At 61.4% G+C, this 26,851-nt stretch carries 24 protein-coding genes; 10 read left to right on the forward strand and 14 right to left on the reverse strand.

The genetic code is table 11. The features are described from left to right. Positions 1–121: 121 nt before the first annotated feature. Positions 122–1,591 (forward strand): stealth conserved region 3 domain-containing protein, encoded by a 1,470-nt coding sequence (locus HCR76_RS17355; RefSeq protein WP_166988102.1) that lies wholly within the window; start codon positions 122–124, stop codon positions 1,589–1,591. 141 nt (positions 1,592–1,732) lie between these two features. Then, positions 1,733–3,187, forward strand: coding sequence for an HNH endonuclease (locus HCR76_RS17360; protein ID WP_166986257.1), 1,455 nt, complete (start codon positions 1,733–1,735; stop codon positions 3,185–3,187). 248 nt (positions 3,188–3,435) lie between these two features. On the opposite strand, the gene HCR76_RS17365 is transcribed toward HCR76_RS17360, so the two are convergent. The 5 genes from HCR76_RS17365 to HCR76_RS17385 form a co-directional block, all read right to left on the reverse strand. Then, on the reverse strand, positions 3,436–4,368 hold the full coding sequence (locus HCR76_RS17365) for a phosphodiesterase (RefSeq protein ID WP_166986254.1): 933 nt from the start codon (positions 4,366–4,368) through the stop codon (positions 3,436–3,438). 84 nt (positions 4,369–4,452) lie between these two features. Next, positions 4,453–7,392: a helix-turn-helix transcriptional regulator gene (locus tag HCR76_RS17370; RefSeq protein ID WP_166986251.1), complete on the reverse strand. Its 2,940-nt coding sequence runs from the start codon at positions 7,390–7,392 to the stop codon at positions 4,453–4,455. Further along, on the reverse strand, positions 7,379–7,615 hold the full coding sequence (locus tag HCR76_RS17375) for a hypothetical protein (protein WP_166986248.1): 237 nt from the start codon (positions 7,613–7,615) through the stop codon (positions 7,379–7,381). The genes HCR76_RS17370 and HCR76_RS17375 overlap by 14 nt, the downstream gene beginning before the upstream one ends. Positions 7,616–7,711: 96 nt before the next feature. Continuing rightward, positions 7,712–9,211 carry a DUF7059 domain-containing protein gene (locus tag HCR76_RS17380; protein WP_166988100.1) on the reverse strand — a complete coding sequence of 500 codons (1,500 nt, stop codon included), beginning with the start codon at positions 9,209–9,211 and terminating at the stop codon, positions 7,712–7,714. Positions 9,212–9,351: 140 nt separating this feature from the next. Beyond that, positions 9,352–9,786: a hypothetical protein gene (locus HCR76_RS17385; RefSeq protein ID WP_166986245.1), complete on the reverse strand. Its 435-nt coding sequence runs from the start codon at positions 9,784–9,786 to the stop codon at positions 9,352–9,354. Between the two features lie 187 nt (positions 9,787–9,973). On the opposite strand from HCR76_RS17385, the gene HCR76_RS17390 reads away from it, so the two are divergent. Next, complete coding sequence (locus HCR76_RS17390; RefSeq protein WP_235934624.1) at positions 9,974–12,085, forward strand: RecQ family ATP-dependent DNA helicase; 2,112 nt, start codon at positions 9,974–9,976, stop codon at positions 12,083–12,085. 39 nt (positions 12,086–12,124) lie between these two features. Here the strand turns inward: HCR76_RS17390 and HCR76_RS17395 are convergent, their stop codons facing one another. Beyond that, complete coding sequence (locus tag HCR76_RS17395) at positions 12,125–12,508, reverse strand: TraR/DksA family transcriptional regulator (RefSeq protein WP_166986239.1); 384 nt, start codon at positions 12,506–12,508, stop codon at positions 12,125–12,127. Positions 12,509–12,624: 116 nt separating this feature from the next. On the opposite strand from HCR76_RS17395, the gene HCR76_RS17400 reads away from it, so the two are divergent. The 7 genes from HCR76_RS17400 (at position 12,625) to HCR76_RS17430 (ending at position 20,870) form a co-directional block, all read left to right on the forward strand. Continuing rightward, entirely contained in the window at positions 12,625–13,014 is a 390-nt protein-coding gene (locus HCR76_RS17400; protein ID WP_166986236.1) for a hypothetical protein, read from the forward strand. A gap of 88 nt (positions 13,015–13,102) precedes the next feature. Then, complete coding sequence (locus HCR76_RS17405; RefSeq protein WP_166986234.1) at positions 13,103–15,295, forward strand: DUF6049 family protein; 2,193 nt, start codon at positions 13,103–13,105, stop codon at positions 15,293–15,295. Continuing rightward, positions 15,288–16,928 carry a murein biosynthesis integral membrane protein MurJ gene (murJ, locus tag HCR76_RS17410; protein ID WP_166986231.1) on the forward strand — a complete coding sequence of 547 codons (1,641 nt, stop codon included), beginning with the start codon at positions 15,288–15,290 and terminating at the stop codon, positions 16,926–16,928. The genes HCR76_RS17405 and murJ overlap by 8 nt, the downstream gene beginning before the upstream one ends. Positions 16,929–17,082: 154 nt before the next feature. Continuing rightward, the gene (trxB, locus tag HCR76_RS17415) at positions 17,083–18,057 is read left to right on the forward strand and encodes a thioredoxin-disulfide reductase (RefSeq protein ID WP_166986228.1); all 975 of its coding nucleotides are present in this window, start codon (positions 17,083–17,085) and stop codon (positions 18,055–18,057) included. 46 nt (positions 18,058–18,103) lie between these two features. After that, positions 18,104–18,427 carry a thioredoxin gene (gene trxA / locus HCR76_RS17420; protein ID WP_166986225.1) on the forward strand — a complete coding sequence of 108 codons (324 nt, stop codon included), beginning with the start codon at positions 18,104–18,106 and terminating at the stop codon, positions 18,425–18,427. 141 nt (positions 18,428–18,568) lie between these two features. Then, complete coding sequence (locus HCR76_RS17425) at positions 18,569–19,891, forward strand: aminotransferase-like domain-containing protein (protein WP_166986222.1); 1,323 nt, start codon at positions 18,569–18,571, stop codon at positions 19,889–19,891. A 25-nt stretch (positions 19,892–19,916) separates the two neighbouring features. After that, positions 19,917–20,870, forward strand: a complete 954-nt coding sequence (locus tag HCR76_RS17430) for a D-alanine--D-alanine ligase family protein (protein ID WP_166986219.1) — start codon at positions 19,917–19,919, stop codon at positions 20,868–20,870. Positions 20,871–20,955: 85 nt separating this feature from the next. Here HCR76_RS17430 and HCR76_RS17435 read toward each other — a convergent pair whose 3' ends face one another. The 8 genes from HCR76_RS17435 to rpmH form a co-directional block, all read right to left on the reverse strand. Further along, positions 20,956–21,942, reverse strand: a complete 987-nt coding sequence (locus HCR76_RS17435) for a ParB/RepB/Spo0J family partition protein (RefSeq protein ID WP_166986217.1) — start codon at positions 21,940–21,942, stop codon at positions 20,956–20,958. Continuing rightward, positions 21,942–22,856 carry a ParA family protein gene (locus tag HCR76_RS17440; RefSeq protein ID WP_166986214.1) on the reverse strand — a complete coding sequence of 305 codons (915 nt, stop codon included), beginning with the start codon at positions 22,854–22,856 and terminating at the stop codon, positions 21,942–21,944. Before HCR76_RS17440 ends, HCR76_RS17435 begins: the two co-directional genes overlap by 1 nt. Positions 22,857–23,642: 786 nt before the next feature. Further along, on the reverse strand, positions 23,643–24,272 hold the full coding sequence (gene rsmG / locus HCR76_RS17445) for a 16S rRNA (guanine(527)-N(7))-methyltransferase RsmG (protein WP_166988098.1): 630 nt from the start codon (positions 24,270–24,272) through the stop codon (positions 23,643–23,645). A 37-nt stretch (positions 24,273–24,309) separates the two neighbouring features. Beyond that, positions 24,310–24,795 (reverse strand): Jag family protein, encoded by a 486-nt coding sequence (locus HCR76_RS17450; RefSeq protein WP_166986211.1) that lies wholly within the window; start codon positions 24,793–24,795, stop codon positions 24,310–24,312. Between the two features lie 2 nt (positions 24,796–24,797). Beyond that, positions 24,798–25,835 (reverse strand): membrane protein insertase YidC, encoded by a 1,038-nt coding sequence (gene yidC, locus HCR76_RS17455; RefSeq protein WP_166986208.1) that lies wholly within the window; start codon positions 25,833–25,835, stop codon positions 24,798–24,800. 7 nt (positions 25,836–25,842) lie between these two features. Next, positions 25,843–26,157, reverse strand: a complete 315-nt coding sequence (yidD, locus tag HCR76_RS17460; protein WP_166986206.1) for a membrane protein insertion efficiency factor YidD — start codon at positions 26,155–26,157, stop codon at positions 25,843–25,845. Next, positions 26,154–26,510 (reverse strand): ribonuclease P protein component, encoded by a 357-nt coding sequence (gene rnpA / locus HCR76_RS17465; RefSeq protein ID WP_166986203.1) that lies wholly within the window; start codon positions 26,508–26,510, stop codon positions 26,154–26,156. Before rnpA ends, yidD begins: the two co-directional genes overlap by 4 nt. A 20-nt stretch (positions 26,511–26,530) precedes the next feature. Further along, positions 26,531–26,668, reverse strand: coding sequence for a 50S ribosomal protein L34 (rpmH, locus tag HCR76_RS17470; RefSeq protein WP_098406230.1), 138 nt, complete (start codon positions 26,666–26,668; stop codon positions 26,531–26,533). Positions 26,669–26,851: the final 183 nt, after the last annotated feature.

The following is a 26,851-nucleotide window of genomic DNA, read 5'->3' on the forward strand; positions in this document are numbered from 1 at the left end:
ATTCTCTATCGACGAACCAGTTATTCGGGTAGATGATCGGAAGCGTTTTGATCGTGACGATGTCGTGCACCGCAAGGGCCTCTATTCGCTCGCAACGGGAACATTCACCCCCCGCGATGCGATGGTCTCAGACCTGATCGCCATCGCCGAAGCGCTTGAACAGGCGGATATCGACTACCTCCTCGTGCGTGGTGAGGATGACCAAGAGACGATCGCGGTTGACCGCCGCGACCGCCGCGCTGTAGAAGCAGCGTTTGCCACGGCTTTTGCGAATGAGCCGTTCTACGCACTGACCTTGCCGAAGAAGCACGATCACGACCGCTCTGCGGCGCCCTTCTATACCGTGGACAAAGACGCGCGCTCTGTGCTCATTGCCGACGGAGCGTTATCGACAGATCCGAAGGCTAAGGTTCTCAGGCTCTATCGCCCGCGCGTCGAACCGATCGGGCGACTCCGGTATGGCCCGAAGTCAGCACCGCAGCTCGAATTCTGGAGTTTCGGAGACCAGACGATCGTCGCTCCCACCCCCAACGCTCTGACACGGCAACAGCTTGATCGCTCCGAAGCGGTGATCGCGACGGTCACACGATTCGGCAGGGAGTGGCCGACGCTCGAGAACATGTTCGCGGAGCTCGCAAGTGACATCGGCTTCGATATCGATGTTGTCTTCTCGTGGGTTGATGGCACGAGTGCCGACTACCAGAAGGCGCGTGCAGAGCAGATGGACGGTGTGGTCGTGGGGGAGGGGGACGACTCCGTCGCCCGCTTTCGGCAGATCGATGAGTTGAAATATGCCCTTAGAAGTATTTATCTCTTTGCGCCCTGGGTTCGTCGCATTTTTATCGCGTCAGACTCGCCGCCACCCGCATGGCTTCAGCACCATCCCAAGGTGACCTTCGTACCGGCCGATAAGCACTTTGCCGATCCGAGTGTGCTGCCAACGCACAACTCTCACGCCGTCGAAAGCCAGCTCCAACACATCCCTGGCCTGGCTGAGCACTTCTTATATTCCAATGACGACATGTTCTTTGGGCGCACCGTCAGCCCCGATCTCTTCTTCTCGCCGGGCGGTGTCACCAAGTTTGTCGAGGCACGCACGCGTATTGGGCTCGGAGACACCGATCCCACGCGCAGCGGGCATGAGAACGCCGCCCGAGTAAATCGGGAAGTCTTGCACGCCCGATTCGGCAAGGTGACGACGCGCCACCTCGAGCACTGCGCCGCGCCGTTACGGGTAAGCGTGCTGAGCGAGATGGAACGCGAGTTTCCCGAGGAGTTCCGTCGCACTGCAGCCGCACGGTTCCGCTCAGCCACCGACATATCGGTAACGAATTCCTTCTACCACTACTACGCGCTCATGACGGGGCGAGCCGTGGAGCAGAGGCAAGCGAAGGTGAAGTACATCGAGACGACGTTGAAGAGCGCTGTTCCTGCCTTAGAGCGGCTGCTGCGCAAACGGGATCAGGACATGTTCTGTCTCAATGACGGGTCGAACCCCGAGCTCAGTGATGCCGAACGCACGCGGGCCGTGCTGAACTTCCTCAATCGCTACTTCCCGTTCCCAGCGCCCTGGGAGAAGGAAGAGATATAGCTTCACGGGCTTCAGCTCCTGGCCTGCGTTTGTCTCGCTTTGTCGTCCACAGGCAACAAGTTTTGCGAGTTATCCACATTGGTGGTGTGATCGGGGGTTTGTGTCGGTAGGAATGTCGGTGGCTACTGGCAAACTATGGTCATGCAAAACACAGCGACAGTCTCCGATTTCGAGCCTGTGGAGGGTCCGGATGCTGCAGCTGTGCGTGCCGCGGAGAACACGCTTGCTAGCGCTGCTGAGCTTGCCAGGATTGATCCGGCCGCACTGTCTGCCGACGCCCTCCTGACCTATACCGGGCTGTTGGGGAACATCACCCGTGTTATCGAGGGCCGCCAAATCTCCAACGTCGGAGACATTGCCCGGCGCTCCAATACCGATGCTGGATTTGATGGTCTTGCTGCCCGTCACGGATCATCCAGCCCGACAGCGTTGTTTGAGAAGGTGACGGGGGTGAAGAACTCCACAGCGCACCGGTACGCGAAGGTCGCCGAGCAGACGACTCCGCGGGTGTCTGACACGGGGCTGCCGTTGGATCCGGTGTTCTCGCTGACGGCGGATGCTCTTGCTGAGGGCACGATCGGTTTGGATGTTGCTGAGGTGATCACATCGGCGTTGGCGCCGGTACTGTCTCGGGTGGCACCGGAACAAGCAGAGTGGGCCGAGGCGACACTGTTGGGCAACGCCACGGGTGCATTCGGTGAGATCCCCGTCACGGCTGATGTTCTGCGTCAGCAGGCCCGCATGTTTTGTGTTGCTTTGGATCCGGATGGTGTGGAACCCACAGCGGAAGAACTCCATGAAGCACGTGCTCTGGTGTTTCGTCACCAGGACGACGGGAGTATGAGAATCACCGGCACCCTGTCCCCGGAACAGGCGGCACAGGTGACACCGGTGTTTGACGCATTCATGTCCAAGAGAACGTCACCGAAGTTCATGGAGACCGAAGAACTCGCAGCCCACGGTGAAGAACCGGAAGCACGGTCGAGGCAGCAGGAACGTGCTGACGTGTTCACAGCGATCATCGGCGGCACCGGGAAACAGAAGTCTGCACCGAAACTCCACGGCAGAGGACCCACCGTGCTCGTCACCGTGAAAAACGATGACCTCGAAGCAGGCACGGGTGCTGCCTGGTCACCGGGAACACCAGCACCGTTACCCATGTCGTTTGTGAAGCAGATGCGATGCGACGGCGACACCCGACAGGTGCGTATCGATGAGCACGGTGACGTGTTGAACCTCGGGTATGCCAGACGTGAGTTCACCCCGAAGCAACGCCTCGCCCTGATCGCACGCGATGGCGGCACGTGTGTTGCCGCTGACTGTGGCATCCCCGCCTGGCTGTGTGAAGCTCACCATGTTCAGGGGTGGGCGAAAGACGGGAAGACCGACGCCACCAACGGTGTCATGTTGTGTTGGTTTCATCACAGGCTTGTCGAACGAGGCGAATGGGCTCTCACCCGCGACAACACAGGGCAACCGAGACTGATTCCACCAGACTGGTACGTCAATCGACGGTATTTAGGACGCCGGCGCAAGACCGGAGACGATAACGACACCGGACCCGACCCTGGCCGAGATACCAGGCCGCGCACCTGACGTACGCGGCGGCCCCGGGGGAACAGACACGCACGAGTCACACCACTCGACGCGCTACACGGAGTGCGCCCGGCAGTTGCTGCACGAGTTCAACCGCTCGAAGTGCCACGTGGCCCGCCCAGGGCAGCCGGCGCCGATGAGCCGCACCCAGACGCTACGGACGGGTGACGAAACGACACGTGGAGCGCGCCGGGCAGGAACGACGAGTGCAGAAGAACCGTCCACCTCTGCATTGCGTTCGGGAAGCGCTAACCGACGGGCGTCGGAACCCTGCGTGACGCAGCCTCGGCAGCCTGCGTACGCGAAAGCGGAAACTCGATTCCGTCTGCATCGAGCCGCCGCGCAGTCTCGTCAGCATCGATATAGTCGAGCGCACGATACTGCCCCAGCGGCACGACCGAGTGCAGCACAGTGCTCTCGTATACATGAACAAGATTGAACGCTCGCGCACCGTCGTGGCCACGCGTTCCGCCCACCGGCACATTGAGATCCTGCGTATAGCAACTCGCCGAGGCCACAGATACCGGAATGCCCTCAAACGTCGCCATCGACGAGTAGTGAAGGTGTCCGGCAATGATGCTGCGCACATCCGATCCGCGCAGCACCTCAGCCAGCTCATGCTGATCGCGAAGCTCAACGCTGACGGCAAGATCGAGAACGCTTGGAATCGGGGGATGGTGCATGGCGAGAATGGTGCCATGCGGCGCAGGCACAGCGAGCTGCTCACGCAGCCAGACAAGCTGCTCTGCCGTCAGGTCACCGTAGTGTTCACCGGGAACACTGGTGTCAATGGTGATGACCCGCAACCCATTGAGGTCGTAGACCCGATTGACCGGACGCATGCTCGGCGGCTCACCGAGCAGCTCGACACGCAGCGCGGCACGGTTGTCATGGTTGCCCATCGCCCAGATCACGCGGGCGCCAAGCCTCTCTGCCGCCGGCTCGACAATGTTTCGAAGCAGATCGTATGCTTCGGGCTCTCCCTTGTCGGCGAGATCACCGGTGAAAATGATTGCCTCGGGGCGGCCCTCAGAGGCCTCGACCTCATCAAACAGCTCACGCAACTGTGCTGCAGGATCGACGACATCGTAGAGTCGGCGCCCCCCACCCAGAAGGTGAGTGTCGCTGATGTGCAGAAGAAAGTGGTCCGGCCTCGGGTATTCGGCCGTTCGTGGAGTCACGACGCATCCATTCGCTGGCTTCTTCGGATACCCACATCACAGCACATCTCTCCGAACAGACGGTGAATGGGGGACGGCGCGCCGCTAACGAACCGCGCGGCGCGCGATCACCGCTGCCTCCGTACGCGTAGAGACGGCGAGCTTTCGAAGGATCGCCGACACGTGCACACTCGCTGTCTTAGTGCTGATAAACAGACGCTCACCGATCTGCCTATTGCTGAGGCCCTCGGCGACGAGAGCCAACACCTGCTGCTCACGTGCTGTGAGGAGATCAGAAGCATCGGATGCCGCGGGGCCATGCAGCCCGGCAGCGTCCGCGTACACCGTCACCTCTGCCAGCGTTGCCGTGTGCGCTAGCGTCTGTGCGAGCCCCAGCGCGTCATCCATCACGGCGGCTGCGCGAATTCTGTCGCCGGACGCCACAAGCGCACGCGCCAATTGCATGTGGGCGAGCGGCCGCACAAGGGCGGGGACCGTCGGGCTGTCTGCGGCGTCGACCGCTGCCCGGAGAACGTCGATCGATGAGGCGAGGGGGGCAGCAAGAAGCCCGTCGACGACAGACGAGAGAGGTTGTGTCGCAACGGCGTCGGGCAGGGAACGCCACGCAGCACGCACGGTCTCGGCCGCGGCATCCGCATCATCAGCTGCTTCTAAACCACGCAGGTGAGCAACGATTGTGGATGCTTTCAGCAGAAAGTTTCTTCTATGCAGAATGTGACTCGACCCTTCGGGGGTACCGAGCACCTCTGAGACGGTGCGCCAGGCTTCAACCCACTCGCCTTCAGCGCAGGCGATCTCGACACGTATATCGTTCGCCGCCCACCACACCTGTCGTTCAACCCGGGCGATCGTATCGAAGCTGGGCAGCCATTGCCCGGCAAGACGCTTCGCCGTACCTATGTCACCTCGCCAAAGAAGCGCCTGCACCTGTGAGCGCTGTGAGTAGCTCTGCGGAACCGTGAGGCTGCCGAGCGACATCGTGCGCGCGATAGTGCTCTCGGCCTCGTCGATCTCACCGCGAGCAAACAGGGGATCGATCATATTGTGCAGCAGCATCGACCCAGAGCTGCGTTCAACTCCCAGCTCGATGGCGTGCAGGTGCCCCGCACGCGCGACGTCGATGGCTTCGTCATAGCGGCCGAGCAAGTTGAGCAGATCAGAATAATTGACGCTGAGGCGCAAGCGCGACTTCGGGTCGACAGCATCCTCTCTTGCACGCTCAATGTCGGCGAGAGCCTCGGTGACATCGCCCAGTTGAGCGCGAGACATACCGCGCAGATTTGCCGCGATCGATCGCTCGGCCGTGTCACCCGCTGCCGACGCCACATCGTATGCTCTTGAGGCAGTGACGATGGCCTCGTGCGCCTTGCCCGCCAGCATGTACCGCGCGGCCAGCATGTTCAACAGCAATGCGCGAAGCCGCTCGTCATGAACGTGGCCAGGGTTGTCGTCATCGATGTCGCCCAGAAGCGCAAGCGCATCGATCAACAGCTCCACGGCCCCTGGGCGCCCGATGTTCGCGAGATACTGCGCCTTGTCACGCAGGAGCCGCACAAAGAGAGCGGTCGGAACGGGGGAGCGGTCGGCCTCATCGAGCGCCGCGTTCACCAGCGCAAGCGCTCGCTCGCCCACTCCGGCGTTTCGGTGCAGCGAAGCGACCGACGACATGAGTTTCACACGCGAGATCCCGGTGAGCTGCTCTGGACCTTCCACGCGATCCCACAGCTCGAGAGCAAGCTCACCCAGTTGGGATGCCGTCGCATACGCGTACGACGTCTTCGCGCTCCACATCGCAGAAACTGCAGCCCCCAGCGCACGTGGCGCGTCGCCGGCAGCGTGCCAGTGATACGCGAGCTCGTACTCACCGTCAATTTCCGGATGCTGTTCAAAGGCGCGCGCGTATGCGAGATGCACGCGCCCCCTCTCGCCGGGTAGCAGTTCGCTGTGCGCCGCCTCGCGCAACAGCGAGTGCCGAAAGCAGTAGGCGTCGCGATCGACCTCGAGAATGCTCGCGTTGACCCCTGCGCGCACGGCGTCGTCAAGTGCCTCGTCGCCGATATCAACGACGTCTCGCAGAATCACGTGGGGCAGCCATCCGCTCGATGCAGAGAGCACGCGCACGATGCGCTGCGCCGTCGCGTCAAGCAGGTCGTACCGTGCGAGCAAAAGGTCGCGAAGCGTTCCCGGCATCGCACCGTCTGTGCAGCTTGAAAGCTCCTCGACAAAGAATGGAACGCCCTCGGTGCGATCGAAGACGCGCTCAAGCGCGTCGTCGTCGAGCGCGCGCTCACGCAGCGACTCCGCAAGGTCGCGAACCTGCTGGCGATCGAGGCGCGTCAGTTCGACGCGCTCCAGCAGCCGTGCGCGCTCGCTCTCGGCCAGGAATGTATGCGCAGGGGTGCCTCGCCCGACGTCTTCGCTGCGAACGCTCACAACGATGAGCAAGCGAGCGTTCGTGATGGCACGCATCAGGAAGCGCAGCATGGTCAGCGTGGAGTCGTCTGCCCAGTGCAGATCTTCGATCATCACAACGAGTGGTGCTTTGCGGGCGTACGCCTCGAGGAGCACAGCAATGGCATCGTGCAGTCGGCTGGCGCTGACCTCGCTCCAATCGACGGGTCCGTCACCGAGTTCGGGGAGCAAGAGTAAAAGCGCATCGCGCCCCGGCCCGACGACGTCACGCGCAGCCTCGGCGCCCATGTCGGCGACGATCTCGCGCAGCACGCCGATAATCGGCGCGTACGGAACCGGCGTCGCGCCGTAGTCGATGCACTGACCGACGGCGACATTCGCCTTGGTGCGTGCGCGCTCGCGGAACTCTCGAAGCAGCCGGGTCTTGCCGATGCCGGCCTCGCCCGCGACGAGTACGGCCTGGGGGTTGCCCTCGATGCTGCGCTCGAAGGCTGCCGCCAGCGTGCGCAACTCGATATCGCGCCCGACCATCGTGGCATGCACGGGAGTGACCATGTCACCATCGTGCCACGACACACCGACATCGATCACGGGATCGTCAGGCAGCGGCATCCACGCCCGTCATCGTTGCGGCCCTCCGCGCCTGTCGACCGTCGCGGCGACGCTCAACGACACCTTTCAACCAGGTTACAAGGCGCGAGAACATCGAGACATACGGCACGACCTGCTCGGGACTGAGCTCAGCAACGCGCCGCTGCTCGGCCGCGTGCTCCACGGCACGCTCATGCTGACGATATTCAATTTCGTAGTACAGCTCCGGCGATGCGTTCATCATTCCCACTCCAGATATCTCGTTCGATACCTCAAGAGTGCGAGCTAAGGTAGGCACCCCTCATCGGGCAGGTGCCCTATCTTCTCTTTCAGCTGGGCCTTAGTGAGCGGGAAGAGTCAGGATGCCGTCGTCGACGAGGTCCCGCACACGGGGGAGCAGCTGCCTCCGCAGCGCCGATTCGTCGACGTCGAGCAACTGGGAGAGTGCGCCGACGATCGCCGCGATCGCGAGGTCGCCGTCACAGGCTCCGATGAGCGCGGCAAGCGCTGTGTCGATGGGAATGCTGCGACCGAATCCGCCGCCTTGGCGCAGAATGATTGCCGTAGGATCGTCGCTTCCCGGCCAGTAGTGCTGCTCAAATGTCACATCTCCGGTGACGACGAGAGTCGTGGCTGCGAACGCCTCGTCTGAGAGGTTGCTCTGCGCGTCGTGCGCAGCGACGCATGCAGCAATGTGCATGCCAAGCCCAGTTTCGTTGCTTCCCTGCGCGGTCAGTAACCGTTCATGACGGTTCCAGGAAGTGGATGCTGAATCGCGCCGCCTTCGCAGGTAGACGTACCCGAAGCCGACGGAACGCACGCCGCGCTGCTCGAAGTCCTCGAGCCATGCGGCATACAGTTCGTCAAAGCGTTCTGTGCCCTCACGCGTTCCGCCGTCGCGAATCCAGGTTTCGGCGTACTCGTCTGGAGACTGCACCTCACGCTCAATCACCCACGAATCGAGAGCGCCGGCAGCATCCTCCTGCAGCCAGGCTGCAACTCGATCACGCCCAGAAGTTCCAACGTGGTACTCCCAGTTCGCCAGCATCTGAACGGTGCCCCCCGGGGTCAGGTGGTCGACGCTGCCCACAATGACGGAGCGCACGATCTCGTCGCCGACAAGACCGCCGTCGCGGTATTCGTACGCGGGAACACCGGGTTGCCGGGGTGTGATCACGAACGGGGGATTGCTGACGATCTGGTCGAATCGTTCACCCGCAACGGGTTCGAAGAGGCTCCCAAGGCGAAACTCGATGTTCGTGACCGCATTCAGGTCGGCATTCAGCTGCGCCATCGCCAGAGCGCGCTGCGAGATGTCGGTCGCGACGACCCGCCGGGCATGACGCGCCGCATGCAGCGCTTGAATGCCGCATCCAGTCCCCAGATCGAGAACGCTGTCGACCGGAGTTTGCACCATAAGCCCCGCGAGCGAGAGCGAGGCTCCGCCCACGCCGAGCACGTGGTCTTCGTCGAGTGCCCCGTGGCGGGCGAGCTCACCGAGATCCGACACGATCCACCAGCTGCAGGCGCCGTCAGCGTCGACGAAACTATAGGGCCGCAGATCTCTCAGAGGACGGATGCTGTCGCCCGCTGCACTGACGAGCTCGAGCTCCTCCGCGCCCGCAATGCCCAGTGACGGCACGGCCCCCTCAAAATCGGAACGTGTCACGTCGCTGCCCAGCACAAAGAGTCGCGCGAGAGTGGCTGCGGGTGTCGCCGGCTGCCGCGCGAGTTGGCGCAAAGCGGGAACGCGTTGGTTGCGGTGCAGGGCAGCCTCGGCCTCGGCACCCCACAAGGCCGTGAGTGTCGATACCGAGTAGGCGGCGGCCGTCAGGTCCATTCTCAACTGCTGTGCGAGCGTTTCTGTCACTGAGCCATTCTCTCAGCCGACGCGGGTGCTTCCGTGATAGATATCGCCACGGACTTTGTGTCGGCAGCACAGCTCTTCTCCGCATCCGGAAAGGAAACCTGCTTCACAGGTTACGGTGCAGCGCGGTAGCCCTCGTAGTCATCGGGCGCGAGCCAGCGAACGCCGGTTCGGTGACTGATCAGCTGCGCTCGCACTCGGATTCCTCGATCACGTGCCGCCTGCGCCATCGAGCTTGCCCACACGCGATCGGGCAGCGTGACCGTCGATCCCGTTGGTCTCTCCGACACGAGAATCACCTCGGCGGCCCCGGTCTCCTCCATGATGGCGTGCAGACCCTCGATGCTGTGCTGTGTCGCGGCCTCATCTGGCACAAGCGGCGCTCCCTCAACCGGAACGATCATCGGCAGTTGCACGCCGTTCTCGTCGAGAAAGAAGATCCACCATTTGCGTTTGATGGCGCGCCCGATGAGATCTGCCACCCTGTCTTCAATCTGCTTGTCGCTCACGAGTGGCATGCGAGCGGCTTCCTCTGCACTGATGGTCATGCAACGATGGTGCCCGGATGCCGCAGGGCCAGGCGCCCCACAGGGCACATCTGTGGACGGCGCGGAGTTCTCCACAGGCGTGCTTTTGCACTCCCCTCATTCGCCCACAGTTCCGCTCCGCCTGACCGCGATCCACAACTGCCGCAAACCCGGCCGCGTTGTCAGTTGCATCTGATTGGCTGGGGGAGTGACTGACAGCACCCGAACAGCGGCACTTGAGAAGCTCCGAGCACTTGTTGGGCGCGATGACGCTGATTTTCACGACGGGCAGTTCGAGGCGATCTCGGCGCTCGTCGACGACCGCGAACGCACGCTCGTTGTGCAACGCACGGGGTGGGGCAAATCTGCCGTGTACTTCGTCGCAACGCTGCTTTTGCGACGCGCCGGCGCAGGTCCGACGCTGCTCGTCTCTCCGCTTCTCGCACTCATGCGCGACCAGATCGCCGCTGCCGCTCGCGCCGGAGTGCGCGCGGCATCCATCAGTTCCGCAAACGCACACGAGTGGGGCGACGTACTCGTCGCACTCGAACGTGACGAGATTGACGTGCTGCTCGTGTCACCGGAACGACTGAACAACCCGTCGTTTCGCGATGAGCAGCTGCCGCAACTTGTCGGTCGCACGGGGTTGCTGGTGGTCGACGAGGCGCACTGCATCTCAGATTGGGGCCATGACTTCCGCCCCGACTACCGCAGGCTGCGCGATCTGGTCGCCCGCATGCCGGCGAATGTTCCCGTACTCGCCACGACGGCCACGGCAAACAAGCGCGTCGTCATTGACGTCGAAGAGCAACTGAGCGCTGGGGGAAAGCCGGTCACGACGATCAGAGGCCCGCTCGCACGCCGATCGCTGCGCCTTGGCGTTCTTCAGCTACCCGACAACGCAGCGCGACTCGCGTGGCTGCTCAGCCACCTCGGCGAGCTCTCCGGCAGCGGCATCATCTATGCGCTGACCGTCTCGGCCGCTGAAGACACCGCGCAGCTGCTCAGGGAGGCGGGACACAACGTGCTCGCCTACACCGGTCGCACCGATCCAGCCGAACGCGAGCGGGCCGAAGCGGCTCTCAAGGGAAACGGGGTAAAGGCTCTCGTTGCCACCAGTGCCCTCGGCATGGGTTTCGACAAGCCCGACCTCGGCTTCGTCGTTCACCTCGGTGCACCGTCTTCGCCCGTCGCGTATTACCAGCAGGTGGGTCGCGCGGGCCGGGCAACTCAGCACGCCGATGTGCTGCTTCTGCCCGGGGAGGAAGATCGCGCGATCTGGCGCTATTTTGCGACAGCGTCCATGCCCGACGAGCACTCTGCAACGGCCGTCCTCTCCGTTCTCGGCGAGTCGGATCGCCCGTTGTCGACGCCGGCCATCGAGTCTCGAGTCGATCTCAAGCGCAACGCACTCGAGCTGTTACTGAAGGTGCTCGACGTCGACGGAGCGGTGCAACGTGTTCAAGGTGGCTGGCTCGCGACGGGTCAGTCGTGGCAATACGACCGGGAGCGCTACGAGCGCATCTCGGCCGAACGCGTTGCCGAGCAGAACGCCATGATCGAATATGAAGCGGGCAGCGAGTGCCGCATGGCGTTTCTGCAACGTCAACTTGACGATGACACAGCTCTCGCCTGCGGACGCTGCGATGTCTGCGCAGGCGCGTGGTACCCGGTCGACGCCGATGCGCCATCACGAGACGCCGCGTCGAAGAGCCTCGCGCGCGTCGGCGTCGTGATCGAGCCCCGAGCCCAGTGGCCGACGGGTTCCGCGCAAGTGGGCCTTCCGGTCAAAGGGCGCATTTCTGCAGAACACCGTCTCGAACCCGGCCGTGCACTTGCCCGTCTCACCGACCTCGGCTGGGGCGGGCGACTGCGCGAGATCTTCGCTCCGAACGCTGCCGATGGTGTTGTCGATGGGGCGCTTCTCGACGCCTGCGTGCGCGTACTTGCCGACTGGACGTGGAACGAACGCCCGGGCGCTGTCGTCTCCGTGCCCTCGCAGAGCCGCCCAGAGCTCGTCGGCTCTCTTGCGGCCGGGCTGTCGTCGATTGGGAGAATTCCCTACCTCGGTGCGCTTGAGGCCGAAACGACGACTCCGGCGTCGCGCAGCATGAACAGCGTTTTTCGACTCGCATCGGTCTGGGGACGATTTCGCATCGGCCCGGATGTGGCGCGCGGCCTCGATGAGCACGCGGGCTCACCGATTCTGCTCGTCGACGACCGTTCCGACAGCAGATGGACACTCACCGTCGCGGGTCAGACGCTGCTCGCAGGCGGCGCCAGCTCCGTTCTCCCGTTTACTCTCGCGCTCCAAGCCTGACCTGCCTGAAATCACCCGCAGCAGATCAGGCCAACAGGTTCAGCCGTGTGATTCGGCCTTGCGTGCGCAGTCAATGCACAGCGTCGCGTAGGGCCGCGCCTCGAGACGTGGGCGCCCAATGGCGTTGCCGCACGATTCGCACATGCCAAACTCGTGATTCTTGATGCGCTCAAGTGCAGCATCGAGCTCCCTGAGCTCGTTCTCGCCCTCGGTCTGCAACCCAGTGAGTTTCGACCACTCATCCGACATCGTCGGGCCTTCGGGATCATGCTCGTCGTCATTCGTGCCCTCACCGAGGGATTCGCGCACTTCGTCCAGCGCCTCATCGTTCGACGCCATGAGGTGCACAAGTTCGTCTCTGCGACGGTGCAGAACATTGGCGAAGTGCTCAAGTGTGCTGTCGCTCAATCGTGAAGTGGCCATAGACCATCGTGACACATTGTTGCCGAATCACACGGAACGGCAAGCACCCCACGAGACACTCGCCGTGAAGGTCGTACCCTGGAAGGGCACGTCGACCCGATTGAAAGCGAGCCGAAATGAGTGAGTCTCTCGCCCGTTTGCGGGCAGACGCGCGTCTCGAGCTCGATGTGCTCATCGAGCACCGCTCCCGTGATGGCCAAGATCCGTGGGACTTTCTTCAGTTTCTTCCGACCGTCGACCAGCTCGTTGTTCGAGCGCTTCGAGATGACGAGCTCGATCGCACGGGAAAGACCGCAGAATTTCTACTCGCGCGGCTCGGCGAGAAGACACAACGCCCGGATGCCGCCCGGCTCCGCATCGAGGCGGACCGCCTTGAGTATGGCATTCTCCGCGAGATCGCACACCGTCATCCCGAACTCACGCAGGCTGTTTGGACGCTGGCAGGCGACCTTGACCACGCTCAGATCTCGCCAGCCGAACCCGCCACACGTCGTGGCGAGGAGTAGGGCGCTCCGAACACGCTCAGGCAAGGTGAGCCTGGTGCATCGTAGAATCGGCTGAGCCCTCGCCCGTCGCGAGAGGCTCACCACTACTATGACTCTTCCTTCGACTCTTGCGCGCGCGGCCGTTGTCGCAGCCGTCGGCTTGTCGTCCCTCGCGCTCACACCGTCAGCGACGGCCGGTGGCCACGTGTCGACTGCTGCCGAGTCCGAGGGCGACGTCGTGCTGACTGTTGAACTGCTCGACACCCCTCTGCTGCCCGACAGCGAGATAAGAGCGAGCATCACTGTCACCAACCCCACGGATGACTCCCTCTCGTCCGGGCACGTCGTCTTGTCTGCAGGGGACCGCCCTATCGACTCCCGCGGTGAACTGAGCGCGTTTCTCGACCCCACCACAGCCGACACCGAGTCATCCACGACTCTCGACACGCTCGACATTCCGCCGATCGACCCCAACTCCACGTGGACGAGCACACCGGTCACAGTGACAAGCGAAGACCTCGAACTACCTGAGACATTCGGTGCATATGCCTTTGCGGGAACATATGTGTCCGGCGCGGTAACCGCGCAGTCTCGCGATGCATTTGTCTTTGAGGCGGGAACGCTTCCGCAACCAGCGACTGTGTCCGTCGCCGTACCGATAACACTGCCCCCGGCGGCAAACAGCCTTATCACCGCGGGGGACCTTGAGGCGTACACCTCTCCGTCCGGACTGCTCTCCCAACAGCTAGACGGCGTCATCGGTCACGATGTCGCCCTAGGCATAGACCCGCGCATCATTGCGTCCATTCGCGTGCTCGGTTCGGCCGCCCCCGATTCAGCGGTGGAATGGCTTGACCGTTTGGAAAGCTCCCCAAACGAAATATTCCCTCTGCAGTATGCGGATGCCGATCCGACGGCTCAGCTTCAGGCCGGTGCTGAATCGCTGCAGAAACCAACGTCGCTGATGTTCGGCATCGAACCGAAGAATTTCACTCCACCCGAGAATGAGGAGCCCGAAGCACCGACGCCGACGGGCACCTCGACGCCGAGCACCAACGACGTCGGCCCAACATCGACACCGACGCCTCCCGTGGACCCCGACGGAATCCCGTCTCTCGAATCACTTCTCGACTTTCCCTATGCATTCCCTTCCGCCGTCTGGCCTGCCGACGACACAGTGACCGCTGCCGACCTCGCGGGCTTCGAGCAGTCCAAGCTGGGCCCCGTGATCATCTCGTCATCGAATACGTCGGCCGGGCCTCACACGACTGTCGATGCCAAGATCACACTCGGCGACACGACGGCGTTCATCTCAGACGCCGCTGCATCTCACGATCTGAGAGCTGCGGCCACAGCGGCGAGCGACACTGCGCAAAGCGACGCTCTTGCAGCCCTCGGGGCAAAACTTGCCGTGATCGCAAGCGAATCCGGCGCGAGCAATCGCAGCATCCTGCTCACGCTTGATCGCACGTGGCCAACGAACGCCGAGCGGATGTCGTCTGTGCTGTCCACACTGGAGTCAGCCCCGGGCATCACGATGGGTTCTCTCGGCTCGCTCGAGACCTCGGATCGGGGAGACGTCAAGCTTGTCGACAAACCGCAGTCCGACGAACGGCTGTCGGCGTTCAGCCAAATCGCCTCGTTTGACGACGACATCGCTTCCTTCGCCACCGCGATTTCGGACCCTAGCCTCCTCGTCGGCCGGCATGACGCCGCCAAGCTTTCTGCGTACTCCATTGGCTGGCGCTCAGACTCCACGGATTGGGCTGCTGAGGTTGCATCATTCGAGGAGGGCACTCACGATGTGCTCACGTCGGTGACCATTGTGCAATCGAGCCCGATTTTGATGATCGCTGACCAGATTTCGATCAAGATCTCTGTGCGCAATAGCCTCGATCTTCCCGTGCACGTGGTGATGAAGGCCGCGCCAGATAATCCGAGACTCGCCGTCGAGTCGTCCGAGCTCACTGAGATTCCTGCGCAAACTCAGCAGTCCGTCGCCATTCCTGTCACGGCGAGACTGGGCAACGGCGACGTGAACCTGCGGCTCAACCTGTATACGGAAGACGGTGTATCGCTCACCAACAGTTCGACTGTTCCTGTCACCGTGCGCGCCGACTGGGAGCGCATTGGCACCATCATCCTCATAGGAGGCGTCAGTCTGCTCTTCGTGTTCGGCGTGATCCGCACCGTGCTACGTCGCCGCCGCGAGCGGGCGGCTGTCGCCACGACGTCAGACACCTCGAAGTCCGGTGACGCAGAGCACGACGACGAGACTCTGGAAGGGCGCAACGATGGCTGATCCCGAGCCGAGCGCTCGCGACAACATTGGCCGTGCCAGCCTGTTTTTGGCCTCGGGCACCATTGTCAGCCGCATTCTTGGGTTCGCCAAGGCCGTGCTGCTCGCCGCGGCGATCGGCAGCGTCGGCAGCGCGAGCGCCGACGCGTTCGGCGTCGCCAACGCGCTGCCGAATCAGATCTACTCGATCGTCGCCGGAGGAGTTCTCAGCGCCATTCTCGTACCCACGATCGTGCGGGCGATCGTGGGGGAGGACCGCGGACGGGCGTACATTAACAAGCTGCTGACCGTTGCGCTCGTACTGCTCGTCGCCGTGACCCTTGTCGTCACACTCGCGGCTCCATTCATCATCAACCTGTACCTGAGCAGCGGGGATATCGATCCCGCTGCACGGGCTCTCGCCACAGCGTTCGCCTACTGGTGTCTTCCCCAGGTGCTGTTTTACGGACTCTACTCACTGCTCGGCGAGATTCTCAACGCACACAAGCTCTTCGGCCCGTTCACCTGGGCACCAGCGGTCAATAATGTCATCGCAATGGCAGGGCTCATCGCCTTTATGATGATTTTCGGGGCGGATGCCGCGGGATCACGTCTTGTCACCGAGTGGTCTCCCGACATGATTCTTCTGCTGGCTGGTTCGGCGACCGCCGGGATCGTCGCGCAGGCATTGATTCTCTTCCTTTTCTGGCGCCGCATCGGTCTTTCATATCGCCCCGACTTCCGTTGGCGAGGAATCGGTCTGCGCGCGACGGGTAAGCTCGCCGGTTGGACGTTCGCGTCGCTTCTTCTCACGCAGTTGGGCGGTCTCGTTCAGACGAACGTGGCATTCCTCGCGGCTGGACACGGAGCGTCAACGGCGACGCTTCAGGCGTCGTGGCTCATCATTATGCTGCCGCACTCGGTGATCGCCGTTTCGGTGGCGACAGCCTACTTCACGCGTATGGCGGAGCACGTGCACGCGGGGAGAGTCGAACGTATGAAGGAGGATGTGGCGCGCGCCGCGCGACAGATCACGCTGCTCATCGTGCTCGCCGGAGCTGTTATCGCCGTTGTCGCATTGCCCTTCTCAAGTCTTTTCACAGGCACTCTCGGCCAGGCAGGCCAGATGGCAATGGTGATTCTCGCCTATATGGGCGACCTGCTTCCCTTCACGCTGCTGTTTGTCGTTCAACGCACGTTCTTCGCCCTCGGAGACACCCGCACGCCGTTTCTCTCCACCGTCGTGCAGGCCACGGTGTTTATCGCACTCTGCCTGTTGTGCTCGATGCTCCCGCCCGAATGGATCGGCGTTGGGCTCGCAGCATCCATCTCGGTCGCCGGCGTCGTTCAGCTGATCGTCGGTTACCTCTTGCTGAGGCGCAAGATCGGCGGGCTCGGTGCCCGACCCGTTCTGCTCGCCATTCTCAGGTTCGTGTTGGCAGCGCTCCCCGCCGCGGCCGTGGGCTGGCTCATCACCTGGCTGCTCGGGGCCACGACCGAAGGCGGCTTCGCCGTCGGCTCAGCTCTCGGTGCGATCGCCACGATGGCCATCGTCGGAACAGCCATGGCCGCCGTCTACTTCGGCATCCTCATTCTCACGCGCACCCCAGACCTCAAGGGCGCTCTCGCCCCACTGCGCCGTCGCCTCGGTCGATGATCCGCTCCAGACGCACACGGTAACTCTGCATCCTGGTTACATACCGGACTGCCCAGGTTCTCGACAGCATGATCGCAGGCAACACCCATCCGAGTGGAATAGTCGCTGGATACACTGTGTTCTACTCGACAGAACCAAACGTCAGGAGACTTGGGTGCACAACGTCATCATCATCGGGTCCGGCCCCGCCGGATACACCGCGGCGATCTACGCGGCGCGCGCAGAACTCGAGCCGATCGTTATCGCCAGCTCCGTCGAGGCTGGCGGAGAACTCATGAACACGACAGATGTCGAGAACTTCCCTGGCTTTCCCGAGGGCATCCTCGGGCCCGACCTCATGGCCAAGATGCAGGCTCAAGCCGAGCGATTCGGAACAAAGGTCGTCTACGACGACGTCGACAGCATTCAGCTCGACGGCCCCGTGAAGACGGTGAAGACCATGCTGGGCGACACTTACGAAGCACGCTCCGTGATCATCGCAACGGGCTCTGCGTACCGCAAGATCGGCATCAGCGACGAAGAGCGCCTGTCGGGCCGCGGCGTCAGTTGGTGCGCCACATGCGACGGCTTCTTCTTCAAGGGCAAGACGATCGCCGTCGTCGGCGGCGGCGACTCCGCCATGGAAGAGGCGACCTTCCTCACCCGCTTCGCTGAGAAGGTCTACCTCGTCCACCGCCGTGACTCACTCCGGGCCTCCAAGATCATGCAGGAGCGGGCTTTTACAAACCCCAAGATCGAGTTCGTGTGGAACAACGAGGTTGTCGGCATCACGGGCGAGGATGCTGTCACAGGGCTCACGCTGCGCAACACCACAGACGGCACCGAGTCGAAGCTTGACGTTCAGGGACTCTTCGTCGCCATCGGTAACGACCCCCGCACCCACCTCGTGCACGGTCAACTCGACCTCACGCCAGATGGCACGATCGCCGTTGACGGCCGCTCATCGAAGACGAACGTTCCCGGTGTGTTCGCGGCCGGCGATGTCATCGACCCGACATACCGCCAGGCCGCGACGGCAGCGGGTAGCGGAACCGTCGCCGCGCTCGACGCGGAGCACTACCTCGCCGCTTTAGATGAAGCCGGTGAACCAGACACCGGGGCCGACCAACTCGCCGGTCACGTCGCCTGACGGTGACCGACGGCATCCATTTATACCGATAATAAAAGGAGTCATCATGACCGCTCGCAACGTAACCGAGCAGACTTTCGAGGCCGAGGTCTTGAAGTCGGATAAGCCCGTTCTCGTAGATTTCTGGGCCGAATGGTGCGGACCGTGCCGCATGGTTTCGCCGATTCTCGACGAGATAGCCACGGAGAACAGCGAGAAGATCGACATCGTCAAGGTGAACGTCGATGAGAACCCCAACCTGGCGATGAAGTACCAGATCACCTCGATTCCTGCCATGAAGGTATTCAAGGCCGGTGAGGTTGCGACGTCGATCGTCGGAGCGAAACCGAAGCCTGCTCTCGAAGCCGACCTCGCCGCCTACCTGTCGTAGCCGACGAGATTTCATCGACCCGTCCGGCTCACCGGGCGGGTCGATTGTCTTAACGGGCAATGCAGACGACTCCATCATGGGGCGCGTCCCTCGACGTTCCGTACGACGACTACCATGAGCACAGAGAAGAAACGGAATCACGTGACACAACAAGGCCGACCCAGTTCACCCGGAAACAACCTCGATCCCTGGTACTCCAGCTACGCCGCGCGCGCAGCCGGCCTCGCCGCGAGCGAAGTTCGGGCCTTGTTCGCGGTGGCCTCCCGACCTGAAGTCGTCTCTCTCGCCGGTGGGATGCCTTACGTCTCGGCGCTTCCTGAAGACCTCGTCACCGGTGCAATGGATCGCGTGATGCGCGAGCAGGGTCCCACCGCGTTGCAATATGGCTCTGGGCAGGGCGTGCCTGCTCTACGAGAGCAGATTCTCGACGTCATGGCCCTTGAGGGCATCTCGGCCAGGGCTTCTGACGTGGTCGTGACCACGGGCAGTCAGCACGCGCTTGAGCTGTTCAGCAAGCTGTTTCTCGACCCCGGTGACGTGGTGATCTCTGAGGGTCCGAGCTACGTCACGGCAATGGTGATCTTCAAGAGCTACCAGGCCGAGGTTTCACATGTTCCCATGGACGCCGAGGGGCTCCAGCCCGAAGCTCTCAGACAGCGGATCGCAGCGCTCAAAGCCGAGGGCAAGCGCATCAAGTTTCTCTATACGATCCCTACGTTTCACAATCCCGCAGGAGTCACGCTCGCAGAAAGCAGGCGGGCCGAGATTCTCGAGATCGCCAAGCAGAACGATATTCTCGTGCTCGAGGACAACCCGTACGGTCTTCTGTACTTCGACAAGGAGCCCCCGCAGGCACTGCGCTCGCTCGATGAGGATGGCGTCGTCTATCTCGGCACGTTCTCCAAGACCCTCGCTCCAGGTTTCCGCGTTGGCTGGGCACTGGCACCGCATGCAATTCGGGAGAAGCTGATTCTTGCAAATGAAGCGGCGATTCTGTGCCCGTCATCGTTCAGTCAGCTCGTGATCTCCGAGTATTTGTCGAGTGCCGATTGGAAGGGTCAGATCGAAACCTTCCGCGGTGTCTATCGTGAGCGCAAGCAGACGATGATCTCGGCACTCGAAGAGCATCTGCCCACCTGCGCGTGGACGAACCCGGCCGGTGGATTCTACGTGTGGCTGACGCTTCCCGAGGGTCTCGATTCGAAGGCAATGCTCCCTCGCGCTGTGAAGGAGCTTGTTGCCTACACTCCGGGGACTGCCTTCTATGGTGACGGGGGAGGAGCACAGAATATGCGCCTCTCGTTCTGTTACCCCACTCCAAAGCAGATCCGCGTTGGCATCAGACGACTCGCAAATGTCATCAACGGGGAAGTTGATCTGCTGCAGACGTTCGGCGGGTCGGGCTCGCTTTCTGCACGCACCGGAGAGCGAACGTATAACGCGCCCCCACCAGACATGTCGTGAAACCGAGATTGGAAAACACCTGATCATGACGGAAAACTCCGCACTCGACATTACAGTTCTCGCTGGCGGCATCTCCCACGAGCGCGATGTCTCCCTTCGTTCCGGAGCGCGCCTGTCTGACGAACTTCGCCGCGCGGGCCATCGTGTGACAGTGCGCGAGCCCAACGCAACGCTGTTCGCAGACATCGCTGACAACGCTCCCGATGTCGTATGGCCAGCATTGCACGGCGCCAGCGGCGAAGACGGGGCGCTGCAAGCACTGCTGCGTGCCCGCGACATCCGGTATGTAGGTTCTCATTCCGAAGCGGCTGGTCTCGCGTGGTTCAAGCCCACCGCGAAGGTGCTCGTTGATCGCGCCGGGTACGCGACACCGAAGTGGCTGTCCCTTCCTCAGGAAACATTCCGAGAACTCGGGGCCGGGGGAGTGTTGGGCGAGGTACTCGCTGGCATCGGGACTCCCGCCGTCGTCAAACCCGCCCAGGGTGGCTCTGCGCAGGGCGTGACGATCGTCGACGATTCACGTGCTCTGCCTCGCGCCATGGTCAACGCGTACACCTACTCAGACACGGCTCTTGTCGAGCGGAAGATCGATGGCATTGAGCTTGCGATTGCCGTGATCGACTCGGGGAGCGGCCCACAAGCTCTCCCCGCTGTCGAGATTGAGCCCGTATCGGGTGTGTACAGCTTTGAGGCTCGGTACAACGCGGGCGAGACGATGTTTTACGCTCCCGCCCGCATCAGTGAACACGTGGCCTCTCGTGCATCGGAGACAGCGGTTGCGATTCACGAGTTGCTTGGGTTGCGACACATTTCTCGCATCGACGTCATTGTGGATGCCGAGGGCACCGTGTGGTTTCTTGAGGCGAACATGCTGCCAGGTCTGACCGAGACGTCGCTCGTTCCGCAGGCGATTGAGGCGGCCGGCCTCACGCTCAGTTCTGTCTACAGTGGCCTGGTGTCACAGGCGCTCAGTGACTAAGAGGCGCACTCCGCGTTCCCATCGAAAACGGGCAGTGACGACGATCGTCACTGCCCGTTTCTAGCGCGTATGCACCGGCTTTTGCTTAGCCACTGTATGGGTCTTCACCGATTTCGCCGAGGATGCGGTTGAGGTCGCCTATTGTCGCGAAATCCACGACGATCTGGCCTTTCTTTGCACCGAGTGTAACTTTCACTCGTGTGTTGAGGCGATCTCCCAGTCGTTCACCTACCGAATCAAGCTGTCCGCGGCGAGTACCGGGCTTCGCCTTCGGACGCTTACTCGCCGTCATGCGTTTTGCAGCCTCTTCAGCAGCGCGAACGGAGAGATCTTCATTGATGATCTTACCTGCCAACTGCGCCATGAGTTCAGGTTCGCCGACCGAGAGGATTGTGCGCGCGTGACCCGCACTGAGCACGCCTGCCGCCACCTTCGTCTGCACGTCTGTCGGCAGCCGAAGCAGTCGAATGGTGTTCGTTATCTGGGGGCGGGAGCGTCCGATGCGGTCAGCGAGCTGCTCCTGCGTGATCCCGAAGTCCTCAAGGAGCTGCTGGTAAGCAGACGCTTCCTCTAGTGGATTCAGTTCTGAACGGTGCAGGTTCTCCAGCAGCGCGTCGCGCAACATTGCATCGTCCGCTGTGTCTTTTATGACGGCGGGGATGCTGTCGAGCCGTGCTTCTTTTGCGGCTCTCAGGCGCCGTTCACCCATGATGAGTTCGTAGATTCCGGCGTCGGCGTCATGAGTTCTGACGACGATCGGCTGCAGCACACCGAATTCTCTGATGCTGTGGACCAGTTCGGCAAGGTCGTCCGGATCGAAGTTGCGTCGCGGCTGGTTCGCGTTCGGAATGATGTCGTTCGGGTCCAGCGCGACCAGCTGGGCACCAGGCACTGCCCTCAAGTCCGACTGAGTTGACGCGGGGGCGGTGTCGGGCGTGGGGATGTCCACTGCGATGGTCCGCGCTGAATCAGGGAAGAAGACGTCCACGGGGCGCTCCGTCGATGCGCCCTCCGACTGTGTTGGGATCAGCGCGCCGATACCGCGGCCCAGGCCTGTTCGTCGAGTTGCCATTAGTTGCGTTCCTTCTTCTGATTCGATGCCCGACCGGCGATCTCCGCCGCCGCTTCTAGGTATGAGATAGCCCCGATGCCACTGGGATCATGACTGATCACTGACTGCCCAAAGCTCGGCGCTTCCGAAATTCGCACGGCGCGAGGAATGACGGCGCTTAGAACCTCATTGGGAAAGTGCGCACGAACGTCCTCTGCAACCTGGTTTGCAAGGTTCGTGCGGGAATCAAACATCGTCAGGAGAATCGTGGAGAGATGCAGCACGGGGTTCAGGTGTTTCTGAATGAGCTGGATGCTGTTGAGGAGCTGACTCAGGCCCTCGAGCGCGTAGTACTCGCACTGAATCGGAATGAGCACTTCTGTTGCCGCAACAAAGCCGTTGATCGTCAGAAGCCCGAGTGATGGCGGGCAATCGATGAAGATGTAGTCCCATGACGTATCGTTCGCCCGTGCTCGCTTGACGAAGTCATCGAGTGCGGTGCGCAGGCGATGTTCGCGCGCAACCTGAGAAACCAGTTCTATCTCTGCGCCAGCTAGATGGATCGTTGACGGGACGCAATAGAGCTGGTCAAATTCGGGGCTCTTTTGAATGACGTCCTCCAACGGAAAGTCATCGATGAGGACGTCGTAGACGCTGGGAACCTCTGACGTGTGATCTACACCGAGCGCGGTCGATGCGTTCCCTTGAGGGTCAAGGTCGATCACGAGGACTTTGAGCCCATGCTTGGCGAATGCGGCGGCGATATTAACGGTCGTCGTGGTCTTTCCCACTCCGCCCTTTTGGTTCGAGATCGTGAAGATTCGCGTGCTTTCGGGACGCTGCACGTTGACGTTCGCCAGGACCTTCCGGCGTTCGGTCAGCGCGGCGAGGTCACGAGCGAGGGGAGTGGACGCGTCAAACGAGACCTCCGTCATGCGACAGTCACCACTTCATCCCCATGTTTCACGTGAAACCTTCCGTCGAAACCGTACTTACCAACTGTACGCGTTGAGCGGGCCGCGCGCATGCCCTACATCAAGGTGCGCAGACAGTTTTTCGGCTCCTGTCGACGAATGTTTCACGTGAAACATGCTCACCCGGTCCGCGGGCCAGAATTGTGGTCACGACTGCGCCATTCAGACGAAAAGACACACGAAACTGTCGCTGCAGCACTCCTGAGGAATGGGCAGAATTGCTCCTGTAAAAAATGGGGATAAAAACTCCAGGTCACGGCGAGAAACCAGCTTTCGTCAAATCCGACCATTTGAGGCCCGATTTCGCATTATCCGGTCGACGTTCCCCGCTCGCTTGCACGCAAGCACAACTCACAAAACTCGTGCCCGCCCAGGCCACCCGGCGGAGCGCGCGAAACGAGATCACAGGAATACGAGGCGTCTTATCAGCCGTGGAGTTACTGCCCCGCCCTGAATACATGATGGAAGTCGCTTCCGCTCATCATCCACGGTACTGAAAGGACCGGCGTCACGACACTCAACGCGTCGCGGACACTGTGCAACGCACGACGTTGCCGACGCTGGCTCTTCCGATGTTTCACGTGAAACACCAAGAAGCACTTCTCCACAGGGCGTCAATGCCTGTGGATAACTTCCATCACCACAGTCCACAACCCACTCAGAGAACCGCGTGATTGCGCGGGTATTCGAAGGGTTTCACTGAGCGGAAGCAGCTCATCCCGCTAGTGAGATATCCACAAGCGGAGGTTAGGCGCGGACATCCCCGCGAATGACGCGTGTCGGTTCAGCGATGACGCCGGCGCCAACGATCTCGACGTGAGCGTTTGAGACCTTGAATTTACGAAGCTCCTTCTGTGACGCATCAATCTCAGCTTGAGCATTGATGCCCTTCATCAGAAGCAGCTCGCCCCCGTCGCGCGCGAGTGGCGCTGTGAGCCTCAGCAGCTTGCGAAGCGCGCTCACGGCGCGGGCGGTGACCTGATCCAGCGGCCGATCGAGCGCCGCCTCCTCAGCGCGCGCGCGCACGACAACGACGTTACCCAATTCGAGTTCGTTCACTTGCTCGGAAAGCCACGTCACTCGGCGCTCCATCGGCTCGATCAACGTGACGTGCACATCAGGGCGGGCAATCCCGAGCACAAGTCCGGGCAGCCCCGCCCCAGAACCTACGTCGCCGAGATATCCGGGCTTCAAGAGGGGAGCGACAACGCCACTGTTGAGAATATGACGGGTCCAGAGCCGAGGCAGCTCCAGCGGTCCGATTAGACCGCGCTCTTCGCCATGACGCGCGAGGTTCCCAGAGAACCGTCGTACAACGTCGAGTCGATCTCCGAAGACAACGCTCGCTTCAGCCGGCTCTTCTTCAAGCTCAGGCACAGGGGAGGAGTCCGTCATAGTGTTTCACGTGAAACATTCATCGACGAGTGATCACGGTGTGGCGACCACGGCCCTCACCATGAGACTCGGAAACAAATCCACGCTCCGAGACGATGTCATGAACAAGTTTGCGTTCGTAGCTCGACATCGGCGGCAGATCGGCCTCGGTCGAGCCGCCCTCGATGCGGGAAATGGCCTGGTCGACAAGATTCGCCAATTCAGCCTGCCGCGCTTCCCTGGAGCCAGCAATATCCAGAATCACCCGCGAGAACTCTCCGGTCTCACTCTGAACGGCAAGCCGGGTTAGCTCTTGTAAGGCATTGACAACGTCTGGCTTGGCCAACCGGGACAGGTCTCCGTCGGGATCCGAAACCGAGACATACGCTCGTTCGTTGCGCACGTCAATATCGATGTCTCCACCCAGATCGCAGATGTCCAGGAACTCTTCAATGTAATCCGCAGCTGCGTCACCTTCGCGATCGATAGTGTCAGTGCTCTGGATATCGTTCATCGTCTCGGACATGTCTATTTTTTCCCTTGAGAGTCGGGGGCATTCGGCTTTGAGTCTGGATCGGTCTGCGGCTTCGGCTGCTGCGCGGGCTTGCCCTGCTGGGCAAGCTTCTTCGCTCTATTCTTACCAACCGGCTGCTGCCGCTGAGCAGGCTTCTTCTCTTCAACAACAATCGTGTCGTCGCCTTTTGCTAACTTGTCCAGCTTGCCCTTGCGAGCGAGGCGGGCTTCGCGCTCGCGAGCAGCCTCTGTTCCCGGCATCGGCATGTTGCGAATGATAATAAACTGCTGCGCCATCGTCCAGATGTTGGAGACGAGCCAGTAGAACATCACGCCGAGAGGGAATGCAAAACCCGAGAAGAGAAAAACAAACGGGAGCAAGTACAGCAAAATGCGCTGCTGCTTGAACATCGGAGACGCCTTCGTCTCTTCTGAAATGTTCTTCGACATGATCTGAAGCTGCGTAAAGAACTGTGAGCTGGTCATGAGCGCAACCATGATGGCTGCGATCACCATGACGGCGACAGCCGGGGGAGTGGCATTCATCGCATCTTGGAAGCTCGAGTGCAACGGCGCCACGTTGAACAGCGACGCATCTCCAAAAAGCGACGCGAGGTCTTGGTTGAGAGGACCCACACCTTGCTTTCCGCTCGCGGCTTCACGAAGGACGGAGAACAAAGCAAAGAAAATCGGCATCTGCACGAGCAACGGCAGACACGAACCCATCGGGTTTGTGCCTGTCTTCTTGTACAGCGCCATCGTCTCGCGGCTCATAGCCTCGCGAGACATCTGGTCACGCTTGCCCTTGTACTTATCTTGAATCTTCTTGAGCTGTGGTGCCACCTCCATCATTCTCCGCTGATTCTTGATCTGTTTGACAAACAGAGGAATGAGCAGCGCGCGCACGACAAGCACAAGCCCGACAATCGAGAACACCCAGGTCAATCCTGCAGCAGGGTCCAATCCCACGAATGAGAAGAAGGAGTGGAATGCTACGAGGATCAGCTCGACCGCCCATTTAAGCGGCCAGAGGATCGTACCAATGATGTCCATGGGGCGATCAGTTCTTTCTGTCGGTAGGGGAGACCACGAACCCGTGGGGGGTCACGGCATAACGGAAGTTCTTCTTTGCGGGCACATCGTCGATTCCACCGGCCGCCCAGGGATGGCAACGGAGAATTCGTCGTACACCCATTACCGATCCGATCACGACACCGTGAATTTGAATCGCCTGAAGCGTGTACGCCGAACATGACGGGTAGTACCGACAAACATCCCCATATAACGGGGAAACAATTCGTCGATAAACGTGGAGCACAGCGACAGCAAGATTGCGAGGAATGAGTAGAACAGTCCGAAGCACGTCACTGATCATCGCGATGCCGCCAGAGAAACAGCTCGCTCAACATCGTCCCTCAGGTCGCTGAACGATGCGCTTGCCGAGGATGGAAGGGCGCGAAACACCAGGTCACACCCGAAAAGTGATTTCCTCGGTACAAATTCACCCTGCAAGGCAGCATACGAAAGTGCCTTCAACCGCCGGCGAACCCTGTTGCGTGCCACAGCATTTCCGACAGTTTTCGCAACAATGAACCCGAATCGTGGTTCCCCACCATTCGGGTTCTTCGTTGTGTAGGTCACGGTACTCCCGCCAGCGCTGCGACGACCCCGGCGCACGACATGCTTGTAGTCAGCAGCACTCGTGATGCGATGGGCCTTGTCGAGCACTGTCGGCGTATTGCCGTCTGCTACGCAGAAAGCTCGGTACGGCCCTTGCGGCGGCGAGCCGACACAATGGCGCGGCCCGCGCGGGTGCGCATGCGCGCACGGAACCCATGAACCTTTGCACGACGACGGTTGTTCGGCTGGAACGTTCTCTTGCTCATAATTTCTCCTGGTGGACACCCACTGCATGGCCTTGCAACGGGAAAGCTGTGGCCCGACGACAATCGAGCTGCGTCAACTGATTAAAACTACGTGGTCGCACTGTCGCGGTCAAACTGCACGAGGCCAAAAGGGGAATTATCCACAACTTTCACAGACTTGGTTGCAGCGACACACCGCGCCGC

Origin of the sequence: Paramicrobacterium chengjingii (genome assembly GCF_011751765.2) — a bacterium.
Taxonomy (GTDB): domain Bacteria; phylum Actinomycetota; class Actinomycetes; order Actinomycetales; family Microbacteriaceae; genus Paramicrobacterium; species Paramicrobacterium chengjingii.